Origin of the sequence: Shimia sp. MIT1388 (genome assembly GCF_047124445.1) — a bacterium.
Classification (GTDB): Bacteria; Pseudomonadota; Alphaproteobacteria; order Rhodobacterales; family Rhodobacteraceae; genus Shimia.
This window is the reverse complement of sequence record NZ_CP138921.1, coordinates 3469718-3488196: the sequence shown is the minus strand read 5'-3', so window position 1 is coordinate 3488196 and position 18479 is coordinate 3469718. Positions and strand designations below refer to the sequence as shown.

Annotated in this window: 15 protein-coding genes; 7 read left to right on the top strand and 8 right to left on the bottom strand. The window is 59.8% G+C overall.

Annotation, left to right across the window (positions count from 1 at the left end; genetic code table 11):
• Positions 1-35: 35 nt before the first annotated feature.
• The gene (polA, locus tag SIB92_RS17165; RefSeq protein WP_412553183.1) at positions 36-2846 is read right to left on the bottom strand and encodes a DNA polymerase I; all 2811 of its coding nucleotides are present in this window, start codon (positions 2844-2846) and stop codon (positions 36-38) included.
• Between the two features lie 249 nt (positions 2847-3095).
• Between polA and SIB92_RS17160 the strand changes: the two genes are divergently transcribed.
• From SIB92_RS17160 to SIB92_RS17145, 4 genes are all read left to right on the top strand, one after another.
• Complete coding sequence (locus tag SIB92_RS17160; RefSeq protein ID WP_412553182.1) at positions 3096-4151, top strand: saccharopine dehydrogenase; 1056 nt, start codon at positions 3096-3098, stop codon at positions 4149-4151.
• Positions 4152-4164: 13 nt separating this feature from the next.
• Positions 4165-5307 carry a saccharopine dehydrogenase family protein gene (locus SIB92_RS17155; protein ID WP_412553181.1) on the top strand — a complete coding sequence of 381 codons (1143 nt, stop codon included), beginning with the start codon at positions 4165-4167 and terminating at the stop codon, positions 5305-5307.
• Positions 5308-5387: 80 nt separating this feature from the next.
• Positions 5388-5795, top strand: coding sequence for an SMI1/KNR4 family protein (locus SIB92_RS17150; RefSeq protein WP_412553180.1), 408 nt, complete (start codon positions 5388-5390; stop codon positions 5793-5795).
• Positions 5796-5898: 103 nt separating this feature from the next.
• On the top strand, positions 5899-6522 hold the full coding sequence (locus tag SIB92_RS17145; protein ID WP_412553179.1) for a LysE family translocator: 624 nt from the start codon (positions 5899-5901) through the stop codon (positions 6520-6522).
• Between the two features lie 6 nt (positions 6523-6528).
• On the opposite strand, the gene SIB92_RS17140 is transcribed toward SIB92_RS17145, so the two are convergent.
• The gene (locus SIB92_RS17140) at positions 6529-7122 is read right to left on the bottom strand and encodes an NAD(P)H-dependent oxidoreductase (RefSeq protein ID WP_294116566.1); all 594 of its coding nucleotides are present in this window, start codon (positions 7120-7122) and stop codon (positions 6529-6531) included.
• A gap of 103 nt (positions 7123-7225) precedes the next feature.
• Between SIB92_RS17140 and SIB92_RS17135 the strand changes: the two genes are divergently transcribed.
• Positions 7226-7804, top strand: a complete 579-nt coding sequence (locus SIB92_RS17135; protein WP_412553178.1) for a TetR/AcrR family transcriptional regulator — start codon at positions 7226-7228, stop codon at positions 7802-7804.
• Positions 7805-7806: 2 nt separating this feature from the next.
• Here SIB92_RS17135 and SIB92_RS17130 read toward each other — a convergent pair whose 3' ends face one another.
• The 4 genes from SIB92_RS17130 to mutL all read right to left on the bottom strand — a co-directional run bounded on the left by SIB92_RS17130 (position 7807) and on the right by mutL (position 12840).
• Positions 7807-8850, bottom strand: coding sequence for a Hint domain-containing protein (locus SIB92_RS17130; RefSeq protein WP_412553177.1), 1044 nt, complete (start codon positions 8848-8850; stop codon positions 7807-7809).
• Between the two features lie 307 nt (positions 8851-9157).
• Entirely contained in the window at positions 9158-9484 is a 327-nt protein-coding gene (locus tag SIB92_RS17125; RefSeq protein ID WP_412553176.1) for a DUF3775 domain-containing protein, read from the bottom strand.
• Between the two features lie 132 nt (positions 9485-9616).
• Positions 9617-10936 (bottom strand): DNA recombination protein RmuC, encoded by a 1320-nt coding sequence (locus SIB92_RS17120; RefSeq protein ID WP_412553175.1) that lies wholly within the window; start codon positions 10934-10936, stop codon positions 9617-9619.
• Positions 10936-12840 (bottom strand): DNA mismatch repair endonuclease MutL, encoded by a 1905-nt coding sequence (gene mutL / locus SIB92_RS17115; protein ID WP_412553174.1) that lies wholly within the window; start codon positions 12838-12840, stop codon positions 10936-10938. Before mutL ends, SIB92_RS17120 begins: the two co-directional genes overlap by 1 nt.
• A 176-nt stretch (positions 12841-13016) precedes the next feature.
• Here mutL and SIB92_RS17110 point away from each other — a divergent pair, with 176 nt between their 5' ends.
• On the top strand, positions 13017-14369 hold the full coding sequence (locus SIB92_RS17110; RefSeq protein WP_412553173.1) for an aminotransferase class III-fold pyridoxal phosphate-dependent enzyme: 1353 nt from the start codon (positions 13017-13019) through the stop codon (positions 14367-14369).
• 251 nt (positions 14370-14620) lie between these two features.
• Positions 14621-16354 (top strand): SulP family inorganic anion transporter, encoded by a 1734-nt coding sequence (locus SIB92_RS17105; protein ID WP_412553172.1) that lies wholly within the window; start codon positions 14621-14623, stop codon positions 16352-16354.
• Here the strand turns inward: SIB92_RS17105 and SIB92_RS17100 are convergent.
• Together SIB92_RS17100 and SIB92_RS17095 are read right to left on the bottom strand one after the other, a co-directional pair.
• Positions 16351-17277: a metal ABC transporter permease gene (locus SIB92_RS17100; RefSeq protein WP_412553171.1), complete on the bottom strand. Its 927-nt coding sequence runs from the start codon at positions 17275-17277 to the stop codon at positions 16351-16353. The two genes, SIB92_RS17105 and SIB92_RS17100, sit on opposite strands and share 4 nt — an antisense overlap.
• Entirely contained in the window at positions 17274-18479 is a 1206-nt protein-coding gene (locus SIB92_RS17095; protein WP_412553170.1) for a metal ABC transporter permease, read from the bottom strand. Before SIB92_RS17095 ends, SIB92_RS17100 begins: the two co-directional genes overlap by 4 nt.

Sequence of the window (18479 nt, the reverse complement as noted above, 5' to 3'; positions counted from 1 at the left end):
CTACGGGAGGGCGCACTTCATTGTCGTGTTCAGGCTCAGTGTGCCTCGGCCCAATTGGCCCCACGACCTGCATCAACAATCAACGGCACGTCGAGCTTGATAGCTGGCTCTGTGGCCCGCTGCATCACATCCCGCGCAACCTCGATGGTAGCGTCCACCGCCGCATCCTCGACCTCAAAGATCAGTTCATCGTGCACCTGCAACAGCATCTTGGCCGGCAGGTCTTTGATGGCCTCCGGCATGCGGATCATCGCGCGGCGGATGATGTCCGCCGCTGTGCCCTGAATTGGCGCGTTGATCGCCGCACGATAGGCAAAGCTGGCGCGTGGCCCCTTGGCGTTGATCTCCGGCGTGTGGATCTTGCGGCCAAACAGCGTCTGCACATAGCCATGCTCTTTGGCAAACTCCTTGGTCTGATCCATATAGGTCCGGATACCCGGGAAGCGCTCAAAATAGCGGTTGATAAAGTCCTGCGCCTCACCCCGCGGAATGCGCAAATTGCGCGCCAGACCAAAGCCGGAGATGCCATAGATCACACCAAAGTTGATCGCCTTGGCTCGGCTGCGCACCTCGCTCGTCATCTCCTCCATCGGCACGTCAAACACCTCGGACGCGGTCATGGCGTGGATGTCATGCCCATCGCGGAACGCAGCCTTCAGGGCATCAATCTCCGCAATATGCGCCAGAATACGCAATTCCACCTGAGAATAGTCCAGCGAGATCAGCGTCTTGCCTTCTTCGGCCACAAAGGCCTCGCGAATGCGCCGGCCTTCCTCGCTGCGCACAGGAATGTTCTGCAGGTTTGGATCGGTGGAGGCCAGACGGCCGGTGTTGGCCCCGGTCTGCACATAAGAGGTGTGCACCCGCCCCGTGTCCGCATTGATGTGCGTCTGCAATGCATCAGTATAGGTCGACTTCAGCTTGCTCAACTGCCGCCAGTCGAGCACCAGCCCCGGTAGAGCATGCTCGGTGGCCAAATCCTCAAGCACATCCACACCGGTGGCATAAGCCCCGGTTTTGCCCTTCTTGCCGCCCGGCAACTCCAACTTATCAAACAGGATTTCACCCAGCTGCTTGGGCGAGCCCACATTAAACGTGCCCCCCGCCAGCTCATGAATCTCCGCCTCCAGCGCCGCCATCTTCTGCGCAAAGGCATTGGACATCCGGCTCAGCGTATCGCGATCCACCTTAACCCCATGCCGTTCCATCTGCGCCAGCACCGGCACCAAAGGCCGCTCCAGCGTTTCATAGACCGAGGTCACCTGCCGCCGGTGCAGCTTCGGCTTGAACAGCTGCCACAGGCGCAGCGTGATATCCGCATCCTCCGCCGCATAGGGCAGCGCGTCTTCAATTGGCACCTTGTCAAAGGTGATCATGCTCTTGCCGCTGCCAATCAGCGACTTGATCGGCACTGGCTGATGGCTCAGATAGCGCTCAGACAGCGCATCCATGCCGTGATTGTGCTCACCGGCGTGCAGCGCATAAGACAGCAGCATCGTGTCATCAATCGGCGCCACGGTGATGTTGTAGTTGGCAAACACCTTGCAGTCATATTTTGCGTTCTGGAAAATCTTCAGCACAGCCGAATCTTCCAACACCGGCTTCAACGCATCGAGCACCTCTTGCAGCCGCATCTGCCCGTCTTGCAGCTCATCGCCGCCAAACAGATCGTCGCTTGCACCTTTCTTGTGCCCCACCGGAATGTAACATGCCTCACCCGGCTCCACGCTCAAGCAAATCCCGGCCAGCTCCGCAACCATCTCGTTGAGCGAGTTGGTCTCCGTGTCCACAGCGACATAGCCGCGTTTCATAATCGCGGCGATCCAGCGGTCCAACGCCGCCCGGTCTTTGACCCATTCGTATTTGGACACGTCAAACGGCACATCATCCTGCGCAGGTGCCTCATCTGCGGCACTGGCCACAGGCTCCGGAATGGTCGGGGCCTCCACGCCCAGCTTATCCGCCGCCCGTTTGATCTGTGTGCGGAATTCCATCTCCGCCAAAAATCCCAACAGCGCCTCCGGCTCCGGGTCGCGCACCTCCAGATCATCCAGTGTGAAGTCCAGCTCCATCTCGCAGTCTAGCTGTACCAGCCGTTTGGACAATTCAATCTGGTCACGTTTCTCAATCAGCGTCTGGCGGCGTTTGGGCTGTTTGATCTCTTCGGCCCGGTCCAGCAGGCTTTCCAGATCGCCATATTCGTTGATCAACAAGGCCGCAGTCTTGATGCCAATGCCCGGCGCGCCCGGCACGTTGTCCACGCTATCGCCCGCCAGTGCCTGCACGTCGACAACACGCTCCGGCCCAACGCCAAATTTCTCATGCACCCCGTCGCGGTCAATGCGCTTGTTTTTCATCGCATCGAGCATTTCCACGCCGTCGCCGACCAACTGCATCAGGTCTTTATCCGAACTGATGATGGTACAGCGCCCACCGGCGTCCCGCGCCCGACAGGCCAGCGTGGCGATGATGTCATCCGCCTCAAAGCCTTCGACCTCTTTGCAGGCAATGTTGAAAGCCTTGGTCGCCTCGCGTGTCAGCGGGAACTGAGGCACCAGATCTTCCGGCGCAGGTGGGCGGTTCGCCTTGTATTGGTCATACATCTCGTTGCGAAACGACTTGCCGGAATAGTCAAAAATCACCGCCACATGGGTGGGCGCATCCGGGCCGGAATTGTCCTCCACATAGCGCTGCAACATGTTACAGAACCCGGCCACGGCCCCCACAGGCAAGCCGTCTGACTTCCGCGTCAGCGGTGGCAGCGCGTGATAGGCCCGAAAGATAAAGGCCGACCCGTCGATCAGATGCAGGTGACATCCTTTGCCAAAACCCTCTCCAACACTCATGGCGCGCTCCCGTTTTGTTCTGCTTTGGCCCCGTTGTGCCACGCCGCCCCTCTCGGTGCCAGTCGAAAACCTGCGCAAAGGGGGCGCTGCCCCCATCGCCGCATGCGGCGACTCCCCCGGGATATTTGGAGAAGGAGAAGAAGTAGGCAGAGCGTGGCAGGACCTGCCGCGCAAAAGACGCAGCGGCGCGGCTCTTGCCATCGTCGCAAGGGGCTGATCTATGGAAATGCGAATATGAGGGGAGCCAAGATGACTCATCTTTGGGTACGGGCCGAACAGCGGCCAAATGAGGAGCGGGTGGGGCTGACACCCGAAGGTGCAAAAGCATTGCTGGACAAGGGCATCCGCGTCACCGTTGAGGAAAGCTCGGTGCGGGCCATTCCGATTGACGGCTACAAGACCGCAGGCTGTGACATCGCCGCGGAAAACAGCTGGCCGGACGCCCCCCGCGACGCCATCATCTTTGGCCTCAAAGAACTGCCCGAAGACGGTACGCCCCTGCCACACCGCCACATCATGTTTGGCCACGCCTTCAAAGGCCAGCATTCTGGCGTGGCCCTGCTCAAGCGCTTCAAAGCGGGCGGCGGCACGCTGTATGACCTCGAATATCTGGTGGACGAAACCGGCCGCCGCGTTGCCGCCTTTGGCTATTGGGCGGGCTATGCCGGCTCTGCTGTGACCCTGAAATCCTGGGCCGCGCAACAACGTGGTGAGCTTTGTGGTCCCGTTGGCGTCTATGCTGGCAAGGATGCCCTGCTCGCCGACCTCGGCGCGGAACTTGATGCGCTTTCCAAAGACCGCCCCTCCGCCATCGTGATTGGCGCGCTGGGGCGCGTGGGCACTGGCGCGGCCGACCTGCTCGAAGCCATGGGCTGCACGGTCACCAAATGGGACATGGCGGAAACCGCCTCCGGCGGCCCGTTCCCGCAAATCCTGAACCATGACCTGTTCCTGAACTGCATCTTTGCGCGCCCCGGTACGCCCGTATTTGTGCCGCAGGAGGCCCTAAAGGCCGACCGCAAACTGACCGCCATTGGTGACGTCGCCTGCGACCCGGACAGCGATTACAACCCGGTGCCGGTTTATGACCGCGCCACCACATGGGAGGCCCCCGCGCTGCGCGTGGCCGACGCCCCTGTGCTGGACGTCATGGCGATCGACAACCTGCCATCCATGCTGCCGGTAGAAAGCTCTGAAGACTACGCCGCGCAACTGCTTAACACTTTGATGAAACTCGATGACCTCAGCGACGGCGTCTGGACCCGCGCCGAGGCCGACTTCATCACCCATTCCAAAGACCTCTGAGGGGAGAAGAGACATGACAATCCACTGGTGTGGCACCGGCCTTTCCGCCATTCCCGGCCTGCGTCGCCTGATCGAAGGCGGCCGCGAGGTCACTGTCTGGAACCGAACCATTGAAAAAGCACAAGAAGCCGTGGGCGACCTGACCCAGGACATCCGCGCGTTTGACATCGACGCACTTGGCGCCGTGCTGGCTAAAGGCGACGTGGTGGTCTCCATGCTGCCGGGCGACTGGCACGTACCGCTGGCAGAGCTTTGCATCGAGAAAGGCGCGAATTTCGTCAGCTCGTCTTACATCGCGCCAGAAATGAAAACACTCGACGCCAAGGCCAAAGAGGCTGGCATCGCCTGCGTGAATGAAGTGGGCCTGGACCCGGGCATCGACCATCTGATGGCGCATGCCTTGGTGGCCGACTACCGTGCCTCCGCCGCCTATGACGCCAACAACACCCTGAGCTTCATCAGCTACTGCGGCGGCGTGCCCAAACATGCAAACCCCTTCCGCTACAAATTTAGCTGGTCCCCGCTGGGCGTGCTGAAAGCCCTGCGCTCCCCGTCCCGTTCGATCCGCGACGGCAAACCTCTGGACGTGAACCGCCCCTGGGACGCGATCAGCAGCTATGAAGCGCCACTGGCAGAGGCCGAAACTTTCGAAGTCTACCCGAACCGCGACAGCATTCCCTTCATGGAAGACTACAATTTTGATCCGGACTGGAAGGTCGACACCTTTGTGCGCGGTACCCTGCGTCTCAATGGTTGGGCGGATGCGTGGTCCGAGGTCTTCCGCGAAATCGAGACGCTGAGTGGCCCCGAAGGCGACGCGCGTCTGAAGGAAATGTCCGACCAGTTCTGGGACGAAAACTCCTATGACGAAGGTGAGCCAGACCGTGTTGTGCTCTGCGTGGGCTTCAAAGCGGAGAAAGACGGTGCAGAGGTTTACCACAAAACCTACGTGATGGACGCCTGGGGCGACGCGCGCGGCACCGCCATGGCCCGCCTGGTGTCAATCCCGGTCTCCTTGGCGATTGAAGCGGTTTTGGACGGCAAAATTGCCCCCGGCGTGCACGCGGCCCCATCTGAAGAAGCGCTGTTCTCCGAGTGGCTCACCCACATCGGCACGCTGGCGCAGCACATGCAGATTGTCGATCACACGGCTTGATATTGCCTGCACATCGATCAGCCTAACCGCGTACCCTTGCAGCTCAATCAATTTTGAGCTGCAAGACTAAGGAGCGGAATATGTTGGAAGACAAGGACTGGTCAGCACGCTCTGGCGCAAGCCCCGGCACATTGGAACAGCTGGTCGCAGCCGCACCTTTTGAGCTGCCACAGGCCTACCTTGAGGTCCTTGCGACAAGCAATGGTGGCGAAGGCCCCCTGTCGGAACAGCCATGCTGGCTGATCCTCGACTCCGCGGAAGACGTTTATGAGACCGAGATCAACCAGACTTTTCACGTTGATTTCCCGACTCTATTTGTCATTGGCGGAAACGGCGCAAGCGAGCTGTTTGCCTTTGCCAAAGACAACAGCGGGGCTCTGAAAGTGGTTTACTTCGACATGAACAATATAGACCTCGAAACAAGCGTGGTGGAGATTGCACCCTCCTTTGGCGCGCTCATGGCATACCTCGAGCCCGCAACAACATAGAGTTTTGTCGCGCCGCCACCAACCGCGCGCGCCCACCAATCCCCTTGCCATTCCCGCCTGACTGCGAAACCTTGCGCCACACTTGAAAGCTGAGGAGCGCGACATGTCATTGGAAACCTGGATTGCTTTTGTGCTGGCCAGTGCCCTGGTTGTGCTAATCCCCGGCCCCAACATTGTCCTGACCATCAACCATGCGGTGCGCTCCGGCAAACGCTCGGGCCTCGCGACCATTCCCGGCATCTCCGCCGGGGCGTTTGTCGGCATGTCTGTGTCCCTCATGGGCGCAGGTGCGATCCTCTCTGCCTCCACAACGCTTTTTACGCTGATGAAACTAGTTGGTGCGGCGTATTTGATCTGGCTGGGTGTCTCGCTCTGGCGGGCACCCGCTGAGGGCATTGACTCAAACGCAGTGGATCAAAAACCACTTAAGCCGCTGTTCTGGCAATCCTTCCTAATCAGCGCCCTCAATCCCAAAGGCCCGGCGTTTTACATCGCCTTTGTGCCGCAGTTTGTGACCCTGTCTCAGCCGGTGCTGCCGCAATTCGCGATCCTGATCGCCACCTTTGTGGGGGTCGCCACGCTCAATACCGTGTTCTGGCTGCTCTGCGCGGATGGGCTACGCGGGCTGTTCCAACACCCGCGCGCCATGCGCAGCCTCAATCGTGTGGGCGGCGGCTGCCTGATGGCAGCGGGCGTGTTGACCACACGAGTTTCACGCCACAGCTGACATCCCTTACACCGCCTGCGCGCCAATTCTGGCCGCTTTGGCCAGCCATTTCTCAACCGCACCCGCCTTGGGATGGCTGGTGCCGTTGAACTGCGTCACCTTCACCGGCTTGATGCCCACAAACTCCAGAATCTGCTTCTGAATCTGCACGATCAACGCGTTGCGATAGAACAGGCGGAACAGGAAACCCGGCGTGTCTGACAGCACCAGCACGTGGCCGGTCTTGTCGGTCAGCAAAGGCGCCGGCAGGCCCAGCTTGGTGGTGTTGCGTGTGTCAAAGGCACGGCCAGGCAACAGCGCACGGTCAAACAAACCTTTCAGCTTGGCCGGCAATCCGCCCCACCACATCGGTGTCGCCACCACCACATGCTCGGCCCATTCCAGATCCTGCAACACCTGTTCCAGCTCCGGCTCCAATGGCTTCTGGTTCACATAACCCCCAAAGCCATAATCCGGATCAAACTGCAGGTCATGCAGATTGGTCATGCGTACCTGATGCCCGGCCTTGCGCGCCGCGTTGGCATAGCTGTCAGCCAAACTCCCTGTCAGCGACTCCGCCGCTGGATGTCCGTTCAAGATAAAAATCCGTTTCTGTGTCATTGCGAATCTCCAAATATTGACCACGGTCAATTTCATCGCATACAAAAATGACCGCGGTCAATTACAAATTTGACCGCGGTCAGAATTCATGTCAAAACAGGCCATGGCCAAAGCAGTTCAACAACGCACCCTCAAAACCCGCGCCAAGCTCCTGGACGCGGCGCAAGCCGTGATCTCAGAGAGCGGCTATGAAGCCATGCGGGTGGAAGAGGTGGTGCTGCGTGCTGGCGTCGCCAAAGGCACGTTTTTCTCACATTTCAAAGACAAAGACGCGCTGATGGACCAACTAATTGGCGCGGAAATTGACCGTCATCTGGATGACATCGAAGCGCTCGATGCGCCCACATCCATCGGCGAGATGGCGAACGCCATGATGCCGCTGATCTCTTTCATGACCTGCGAGCGCTATGTCTTTGACGTGATTCTGCGCCACTCCGGCGCGGCAGCCAACGCGGACATCGGCCCCATCGCCATGACCTTTGGTCGCCACGCCGAGGTGGTGACCAAATGGCTCTGGGACCGCCCTTTTCGCAAGGACATCTCCGCCGAACTACAGGCCGAAGGCGTTCAAGCCTTTATGGTACAGGCGATTTCCCTGATGTTTTGCAGCTTGCACAACTCCGTCGGCCCCCGCGAACGGCTGGAAACCTATCTCGCCGCCTGGCTGATGCCGACGGCCTGAGATCAGGCCGCCGCCCGCACCAAGTCGCGAAACACCGGTTGCCCTTCTGCCATCTTGCGCCAGGTCTGCGCCTCATGCGCTTTCATGGTGGGCAAAGCTGTCTGCGCAAAACGCGGTTTCAACCACGGCTTGGCCTCCAAAAGCAAATCCAACTCGGCCCGCGCCTCAGCGCCCAGGCTCTCCAACGCCTGATCGCCCAGAAACAGACTTTCGGCTTCGGCGCCATTGGCCTGCACGATGTGATGGCGGTCAAACATCAGATGCACATAGTCCACCCCGTCGCGCCATTCCCGCCCGGGAATGCCGGGCTGCGGCGCGAGATGTTTGGCATGTGCGAAGGCGGCGTCAGATGCGGTCAGCATCTCCACCTGCCAGCCGCGCAGCGCTATCCGGTGCTGTTGCGACACCCATAGATCCTGCTCAGGAACCCCCGGCGCAAAGCTGTCCGCATCAATGCACACCGGGCGCAGCGCTGCGTTCTGCAGCATCTCCGCGTAGGAAAAATGGCTTTTCGCCACCCAGAACACTTTGGCCGGCTTGCCTTTGGCGACACAGACAAAATCACCCGGTTGCAGGGTTTCCACCGCACGCGGACCACCTGGTGTGGCAATCATCGTGCCCGGCAGGAAACACACCGGCAGATCATCCGGATGCCGGTCTGGGTGTTTGACCACAAACTCTTCATCCTCAAACTCATTCATGTCCTCTTCGCTCGGATCCATCTCCGGGAAGAAAAACATCCGGGTCTCGTCCCCCGGCTCGGGGTAATCCTGGATCGAGATCACCGCAATCTCCTGCCCCCAGAACTGCTCTGGAATGTCCTCGTCCTGCGGCACGGTTCCCGTCAGTTCAAAGATAAAATCATGGGCCTCCCCATCGATCAGAACCTGCGTATCCGGGTCTGGCTTGTTGTTCGTGTCCTCAAGCACCAGATCGCCATCCTCGCCTTTGGGCACAAAGGTGATTTCCTTGGCTGGATCATCGGTTGGCTCAAACTGCTTTTGATTGCCGTGATTGTCGTCAAAACGACCCCAGAAACTGGACATGGGCGACCTCCTTCTGCACGACAGACCTCCCAACGCCGCCCCATGGGTTGCAAGGCTCAGACACAAGACAAAAGGGCACTGCCCGCAAACTGCGGGGTGCGGATGTTTCCATAAAAACAGGCGCAACGTCAGTGGATCATGTAGTGGATCGGGCGGCGCGCAGGCGCGTCAGCCCTCCCTCTTAAGCCGCAGATAAGAAGGGCTTTCTCAAACGTAAAGACCCGCGCCAAGGCTTGGCGCGGATCCCAAATCTGTTGGCGTAAAATCGCAAAACCTGCGGGCCAATCAGCCAGTTTTTGCCGATAAATCAGCCCCGGCGGACTAGATCATCCTCTTCGTCAGACAGAGAAATGCCCAGCGCTTCCATGCCGTTTTCCAGATGGTCAGACAGATGTGGCGAGCCGAGCAGGTAATCCGCAGTTGGCACGGTGTTCTCGGTTTTGGCGGTCATGATCGCCTCTTCCAGATCATCGGACATAAAGCTGTCCCGTCCGACCCACATCACCGCCACCAGGCTGGCCTGTTCGTCCTCATTCAGCCGGTCAATAAATGCGCGCAGCTCTCCTTCGGCCCGGTTCAACTCCCGGGACATCAGCACAACCTGCGCCACCTTCCATGCAGAAATCTCAAGCATTTTTCGCGCCTCCAATTTGGTTTGGCCCAGTGTCACCCTCAGCATGCCCCACGTCTTTGACATGGCGCAAACTGTTTCTGACCGCCGGGGCGCCGCCCCGGACCCCGGGATATTTGACGAATGAGAAGAGGCTTAGCTGTCCGGCTTGGTCAGCGGCACCACTTTGTCGTCGTCTGACTGCGCCAGTTCTTCGAAGTCAAAGTTGTCGAGCCGCCGCGCCCGCCGCCCAGCTTTGTCGGCGCTGATCTTGATTTCGCTGATGTCTTTGGCTGCCTGGCCAAAGTGGCGATCCAGGTTCTCCACCCGCGTGCCCAGCCGCTCCACATCGGAGTAAAGCATGCCCAGTTCCTTTCGGATCGCCCCGGCCTGCTCCCGCATCCGCGCGTCTTTCAGGATCGCGCGCATGGTGTTGAGCGTCGCCATGCAAGTGGTCGGCGAGACAATCCACACCCGCGCCGCAAAGCCTTCACGCACCAGTTCCGGGAAGTTGGCATGCAGCTCCGCATAGACCGCCTCGGACGGCAAGAACATCAAGGCGCCATCGGCGGTTTCTCCCTCAATGATGTATTTCTCCGAAATGTCCTTGATGTGTTTCTTCACCGAGGTGCGCAGCATCCGCGCTGCTTCATTGAGTTGCGCTTGCGTCTCCGCATTGCGCAGCAGCTCATAGGCCTCCAGCGGGAACTTGCTGTCGATCACAATCGGCCCCGGCGGGTTGGGCAAATGAATCAGACAGTCGGCGCGTTTGCCATTGGAGAGCGTGTGTTGCAGCGCATAGCTGTCACTTGGCAACGCTTTGCTGACAATATCGGTCAGCTGAATTTCCCCAAAAGCCCCACGGGTTTGCTTGTTGCTCAGAATGTCCTGCAGGCTCAACACATCGCCGGACAGTCGCGTGATATTCTCCTGCGCTTTGTCGATGGTTTGCAGACGTTCCTGCAACTGCGTCAGCGAGGTCGCGGTCTGTTTGGCATTGCCCGACAGCGACGCGTTCAGCTTCTCCTGCATCTCATTGAGCGCATGCCCCGTGCGCATCTGCATATTGGCGAGGTTTTCCTGCATCTGCAGCTGCTGCGTTGCCAGCGTGTCCGTCATCTTCTGCTGCATGCTGGCGAGGTTTTCACCGGTGCTGCGCTGCACCTTGGCGAGGTTTTCGTGCATATTGACCTGCACCTCGCCCAGCCGTTGCTCCATCAGCGTGGCAATCTGCCCCTGCGATTGCGCCTGCGCCTGCAGGTTCCCGTCCAGATGCGCCTGCCCGGTGGCCAGTTGATCCACCCGCTGCGCCATCTGCCCCATGTGCTGGGCAATCACCGCCTCGGTCCGCTCTGCCCGCTTTTGCCCCGCTCCGCGCAGCAGCAAAAACAACACCAAAACCGCCAAGCCAATCCCAGCCGCCGCATAGAGCGCCATGGCCTCCATATTGGCCATCGCTTCGTCCATACCTTCCATCACGTCCGTCCAAACAGCCGTTCAATATCGGCCAGTTTCAATTCCACATAGGTTGGCCGCCCGTGGTTGCATTGCCCCGAATGTGGCGTCGCCTCCATCTCCCGCAGCAACGCGTTCATCTCTTCGCCGCGCATGCGCCGGCCAGAGCGGATCGAGCCATGACAGGCCACACGACTGAGGATCGCCTCCAGCTTGGCCTGCACCAACATGCTTTCGCCCGCGTCATCCAACTCATCGAGAATGTCCAGCACCATGGCCCGCGCGTTGACCTCGCCCAGGAGCGCAGGGGTTTCGCGCACCGCCACCGCGCCGCCACCAAAGGCCTCAATCGTCAGCCCCAGTTTGGACAGCTCCTCCGCCACGGTCATGATCCGTGCACAGTCCCCCTCCGACAGCTCAACAATCTCTGGGATCAACAGGGCCTGTGCCGCCACGCCATTTTCGGCCATCTGGCTTTTGAGTTTTTCGTAGACCAGACGCTCATGTGCCGCGTGTTGATCAACAATCACCATGCCGGTCTCTGTCTGCGCCACGATGTAATTCTCATGCACCTGCGCCCGCGCCGCGCCCAGCGGCAACCCCTCGGCGGGCACCTCCTGTGCAACCTCGGTCTCCACCGGTTCCACCCGCGCGGAATAGGCTTCGGTCAGGTCCGCAAAGCCCGGCTCTTGCGGCATTGGCGCCTGCGCCTGATAGGCCGCTGTGCGTGCGCCGAGACTAGGCCGATCCATCTGATAGACCCGCGCCGGTCCTGTCGGCGCACTTGATGTCGCCCCCAATGCGCCTAACGATTCCGGCTTGAAAGCATCCAAAGTCGAGTTGGCTACCGTGGTCGACGCCCGATGCCCCGCCTCAGCCAAAGCATGGCGTAGGCTGGAGACAATCAGCCCCCGCGCCAAACCCGGATCACGGAACCGCACCTCAGACTTGGCCGGATGCACGTTCACATCCACCAGATGCGGATCACAATCAATGAACAGCGCCGCCGCTGGATGGCGATCCCGGCTCAGGTAGTCAAAATACGCCCCGCGCAACGCCCCAACGAGCAATTTGTCCTTCACCGGTCGCCCGTTCACAAACAGATACTGCGCCACTGACGACCCGCGCGAATAGGTCGGCAAAGCCGCATAACCAATCAACCGCAGCCCTTCCCGCTCCGCATCAATCTTCAGCGCGTTTTCGGCAAATTCCTTGCCCAAAATCCGCGCCAACCGGCCATGCAGCGCATCAAACAAATCACCGTTTTCGGCCTCGACGCGGAAGGTCACGCGACCTTCGCCGCCGCCGGTCACATCGCGCAGGGTGAAGCCCACAAACGGCTCCGCCATCGCCAACCGCTTGACCACATCGGTGATCGCCTGCGCCTCCGCCCGATCGGAGCGCATAAATTTCAACCGCGCAGGCGTGGCGTAGAACAGATCACGCAGTTCCACGATGGTGCCGCCAGACAACGCCGCCGGTTTCACCGCGCTCATCGCGCCGCCCTCAACCGAAATCTGTGCCGCGGAGGTTTTGCCCACTCGACTGGTGATGCTCAACCGTCCTACCGCGCCCAAGCTGGGCAAAGCCTCTCCGCGAAATCCAAAAGTGTGGATGTCGAGCAGGTCCGTGCCATCAATCTTGGATGTCGCATGGCGGGACAGCGCCAATGGCAATTGCTCCTCGGTGATGCCACAACCATCATCGGTGATCCGGATCAACGTCTTGCCTCCATCGGCATAGGCAATCTCAATCCGCCGACTGCCCGCATCAATGGCGTTTTCCACCAGTTCTTTGACCGCAGAAGCTGGACGTTCGACCACCTCACCAGCGGCAATCCGGTTGATCGCGGCATCATCAAGTTGCCGGATAACCGGCAAGGCAGGAGCATTTTCGGAGCTTATATTGGGGTTATCCACAGGCATAAGACGAAATCTAGCATGTTCCCCTTTGATTCTACCACCAAGATTGCGGTTCCTCTGCGTCGCTTTTTCCCAACCCGCTGTCGCTCTTTCTCTGGACAGGGTCTCACCGCGACTCCATAATTTGATCAAATTTCAGAACACGCAGGAATCACCCCTGCCGCTTAGGGAGCACAGCCATGAAAGACGACAACTTCCTGACGGAAAACAACGCCCGCCATCTCTGGCATCCAATGGGCGCACCGGCAGACAGCCACAGCACCCCGCCCAAGATCATCAAAGGCGCGGAAGGTGTGAACATCACCGACATCGACGGCCATTCCACCGTGGATGCCGTGGGCGGCTTGTGGTGCGTCAACCTCGGCTATTCCAATGACGTGGTGAAAGAGGCCATCGCCAAACAGCTCTACGATCTGCCGTATTACTCTGCTTTCGCGGGCACCTCGAACCCACCAGCCATCGAGGCCTCCTATGCGGTGCGCGAATTCTTCGCCGAGGACGGCATGTCGCGTGTGTTCTTCACCTCCGGCGGCTCGGACTCCGTGGAAACCGCCCTGCGTCTCTCGCGCCAGTACCACCGCCTGCGCGGCGAGCCGACCCGCACCAAATTCATCAGCCTTAAAAAAGGCTACCACGGCACCCACTTTGGCGGCGCCTCGGTGAACGGCAACAACCGTTTCCGCATCAACTACGAACCGCTGCTGCCCGGCTGTTTCCACCTGCCGTCGCCCTACACTTACCGCAACCCGTTCAACGAGACCGATCCGGCCCAGCTGGCGCAAAACATCGCTGCCGCTTTTGAGGATGAGATCGCGTTCCAGGACCCCAAAACCATCGCCGCCTTCATCATGGAGCCAATTCAGGGCGCGGGTGGTGTGATTGTTCCAGACGCTTCTTTCATGAAGCTGATGCGGGAAATTTGTGACCGCCACGGCATCCTGATGATTTCTGACGAAGTCATCACCGGCTTTGGCCGCACCGGCGACTGGTCCGGCGCGCGTCACTGGGGTGTGCAGCCTGACATGATGACCACTGCCAAGGGCATCACTTCCGGCTACTTCCCAGTCGGCGCCTGCATGGTAGGCGACAAAGTGGCCGACGTGTTTGAAAACGACCAAACCGGCGAAGCAGGCATCTTCCACGGCTACACCTACTCCGCCCATCCGGTGGGCTCCGCCGCCGTGATCGCCACTTTGGCAGAGACCACACGCCTGGACCTGAAAACAAACGCCGCCGCCCGTGGCACGCAACTGTTTGAAGGTGTGAAAAAGCTGGCTGAGAAATACGACATAATCGGCGACGTACGTGGTGGCCACGGCCTGATGACCGGCATCGAGCTGGTATCTGACGCCACCGCCAAGACCCCGATGGACATGGCCACCATGAAGAAGATCCATGAGGCCACCTATCAGGCCGGCTCCATGGTCCGCCTTGGCGCGCATAACATCCTGATGTCGCCACCGCTGACCATTTCCGAGGGCGAGGTGAACACCATTCTCTCTGCTTTGGACACCGGCTTCGCATCCGCTTAAAACCTCTGCGGCTCGGGGCACATCGCTCCGGGCCGCGTGCTCCAGACGCTCGTTAACCTGACGTGGACGTCAATTTTTGCACTGTCGCAATACCGACGGGATACCGACGTAATACCGCCGTCCCGTTTGCGCGATTTGACTGCGTTAACCTTTGAGCCGCACCGTTATTTTCCAACAAGTTTTCCTGTAAGGGTTTTCTTATTCCAATTTTGGAATATATAGAGCGCACCCGCGACTCTCATGAGGCCCCTATGCCACAGCAGCTCAAGCGTTACTTCCCCATCCTTCAATGGGCAAAAACCTATGACCGTCAGATACTTGGCGCCGACCTCATGGCCGCCGTGATCGTGACAATCATGCTGATTCCACAGTCTCTGGCCTACGCCCTGCTCGCCGGTCTCCCGCCCGAAGTGGGCCTTTATGCCTCAATCCTGCCATTGGTCGCCTATGCCATCTTCGGCACCTCCCGCGTGCTCGCCGTCGGCCCCGTCGCCGTGGTCTCTCTGATGACCGCCGCCGCCCTCGGAAACCTCGCTTTACAAGGCACAACAGAGTACCTGATCGCGGCCATCACACTGGCCTTCATGTCCGGCGTGATGCTCACTTTGATGGGCCTCTTACGCCTTGGATTCCTTGCCAATTTCCTATCTCATCCGGTAATCGCGGGCTTCATCACCGCCTCCGGAATCCTAATCGCAACTAGCCAGTTGAAGCACATCCTCGGCGTCACCGCCCACGGCCACACGCTGCCTGAATTGCTCAACTCCCTGGTGACTCATCTGCCAGAAACCAACCCTTACACGGTAGCGCTCGGCGTCATCGCTTTGGCCTTCCTGTTCTGGACCCGCAAAGGCCTCAAACCACTCCTGCTCAATCTCGGCGTCGGTCCTCGCCTCGCGGACGTCCTCACCAAAGCTGGCCCCGTCGCCGCCGTCGCCGCCACCACACTATCCGTCTATGCCTTTGATCTTGCGGAGAAAGGCGTGGCTATTGTGGGCACCGTCCCCACTGGTCTCCCCCCACTCTCTGCCCCCAGTTTCTCCCCTGACCTCTGGTCGCAACTGTTTCTCGCCGCCCTCCTGATCTCCATCATCGGCTTTGTCGAAAGCGTCTCCGTCGCGCAAACCTTGGCTGCCAAGCGCCGCCAACGCATTGACCCCGACCAGGAACTCATCGGCCTCGGCACCTCCAACATTGCCTCAGCGATTTCAGGCGGTTACCCGGTCACCGGCGGCTTCGCCCGCTCTGTTGTGAACTTCGACGCAGGCGCTCAAACCCCCGCCGCCGGAGCCTTCACCGCCGTCGGAATCGCCGGCGCCGCGCTCTTCCTGACCCCGCTGCTGTTCTTCCTGCCCAAAGCCACGCTCGCCGCCACTATCATCGTCGCCGTACTCAGCCTCGTGGACCTCTCCATACTGCGCCACGCTTGGGCCTACTCCCGTGTTGATTTTGCCGCCGTCGCCACCACCATAGCGCTCACCTTGGGCCTAGGGGTGGAGGTTGGTGTCAGCGCCGGTGTAATCCTCTCCATCGCGCTGCATCTCTACAAAACCAGCCGCCCGCATGTGGCGGAGGTCGGCCTTGTGCCCGGCACACAGCACTTCCGTAACATCCTGCGCCATAAGGTAAAAACCGCGCCGCATCTGGTCACATTGCGCATCGACGAAAGCCTGTATTTCGCCAACGCTCGATTCTTGGAAGACTATGTCTATGACCGTGTGGTCTGTGACCAGCCGATCACCGATGTGGTGCTCATGGCCTCAGCTGTGAACGAAATCGACATGAGCGCGCTGGAAAGCCTTGAGGCGATCAACTCCCGCCTCAAAGAGCTCAACATCCGCCTGCACTTCTCAGAGGTCAAAGGCCCCGTCATGGACCGTCTCAAGCGCAGCCACTTCCTGGATGACCTGAGCGGTGATGTCTTCCTCGCGCAATACGACGCCTGGAGCTGCCTTGCCGGCGACAACACCCAACAAGCGGCCTAAACCGCTGGCGCCCCGCTGCGATGCCGGTGGGGTGCAAAACACGCGGCAATAGCGAGGATTATCCCGGACACGGTGGCAATCATGCCCGCCGCACTAACGGCATTGTCAAAGCCCAGCCACAATGGCCCGTAACCGGCAAAGACATAGCCAAGAACCGCAGAAAGCACTGCAAAAACAACGCTCCACGCCACTTGGTGCTCCAACCGGTTGGTCATCAACCGCGCCGCCGCGGGTGGGCATATGAACATCGCAATCACGATGATTGAGCCCACCGCATCAAACGCTGCCACCGCTGCCAAAGCTGCCACCATCACCAGCGCCACGCCCAACCGGTTGGTCGCAATGCCCATGGCCTGCGCAAAGCTCTCATCAAACGTGGACAACACCAACGGTCGCCAAAACAGCCACAAAAACGCGCAAACACCGAGCAACGCGATCACAACCCGGCCCAACTCCGGCGGCAATCCCGCCAAGGCAACAGGATCAAGCAGACTTTCCCAACCGATTGCATCCAGCCAGATCAGGCTCTCCAGGTTGCCATACAGTGCGTGCTCCACATCCAGATGCACAGAAGACGTATCACTCTGTTCCAAAAGCAAAACACCAGCTGCAAACAGTGTCGTGAAGGTCAGCCCCATCGCCGCGCCGGGCTCGATATTTCCCAGCCGCCGAATGGCCTCAATCATCACCACGGACACCAATGCCGCCCCCGCCGCACCCAGCATCATAGGGGCGGCCGCCACCAATCCAGTGAGCAAAAACGCCACCACGATGCCTGGCAACACCACATGGGAAATTGCATCCCCAATCAGCGCCTGCTTGCGCAGCACCAGAAAGTTGCCCGGCAAAGCGCAGGCCACCGCTGCCAGCACGCCAATCAGCATGGGGGTTAGGGACAGAGGGACAAATTCCTCTCCACTCATGATGCCACCCCCTGTGGTCCGCCAATACGTTGATCTATCTCGGCAATCTGATCGCCGGTCAGCACGGTCTCAATATCACGCAAACCATCATAGAGCGCGGCTGCGCTCTCAAACGCCTGATCCGCCCGCACCAACTCCCAGCGTTTTTCGTCCCGCAAAGCTTTTGCCGCCCGTGCTCTTCCAGCCTCAGTTGGCACGCCATCCGCATGGGCCAGCCCGGCCCGCTTCAACAACCGCACCGTATAAGCCTCATAGATTGGCTGCCCTTGCGCCAAGGCCAGTAACCCTTGGCGCATATGCACCCGCCGCTGAAACCGCACATGGTGCAGGTAAACCGCAAGAACCCCGCGGCTGGGCGCCAAAAGCAGCGAGGCAACAAACAAGCCAAAGCTCACCAACACAATGATCGGCCCGGTTGGCATGGCAGGCGCCACAGCGGAAAGAGCCGCGCCTATCCAGGCGGCCACTCCACCGCAAAGCCCTGAAATCAAAACCATATGATCCGTGCGCTCGGTCCAGAACCGCGCTGTGACCGGCGGAATAATCAGCATGGCCACAATCAGGATCAAACCCACTATCTTCAGGCCAATCACCGTCACTGCCAGCGCAAGCGCCATAATCGCGAGGTCCATACGCCCCACATTGATGCCCCGCGCCGCAGCGTACTCCGGATCAAACGCCAACAACGTCATCGGACGCCGCAGGATCAGCACCGCCACCAGCGTCAGCGCGCCGCCAACAGCAATCACCAAGGCATCGTTGAACAACATGCCCGCCGTGGCCCCAAGCAGGAAGCTTTCCAAACCGGCCGCACGCCCTGCGCCCAGGGTTTGAATGACGGTCAACAACACAATGCCGAAGCCAAAAAACACCGACAGAACGGCGCCAATCGCCGCGTCTTCGGACAGGCGCGTGAACCGCGTGAGCCAACTCACACAGAGCAACCCAATCCATGAGGACACCGCCGCGCCCAGCAACAATCCCGGCAAGGCCCGGCCATCGCCGCCCAAAAACACCATGAGCATAAAGGCAATGCCGACGCCGGGCAGGGTGGCGTGACTGATCGCATCACTCACCAGAGCGCGCTTACGCAAATAGAGGAAAGTCCCGGTCACCCCCGCCGCAATACCCAGCAAGGTCGCACCAATGGTCACCAGCGTGGCGTTGTAGCCAAGCTGCAAAGTCAACGCATTCCAAAACAT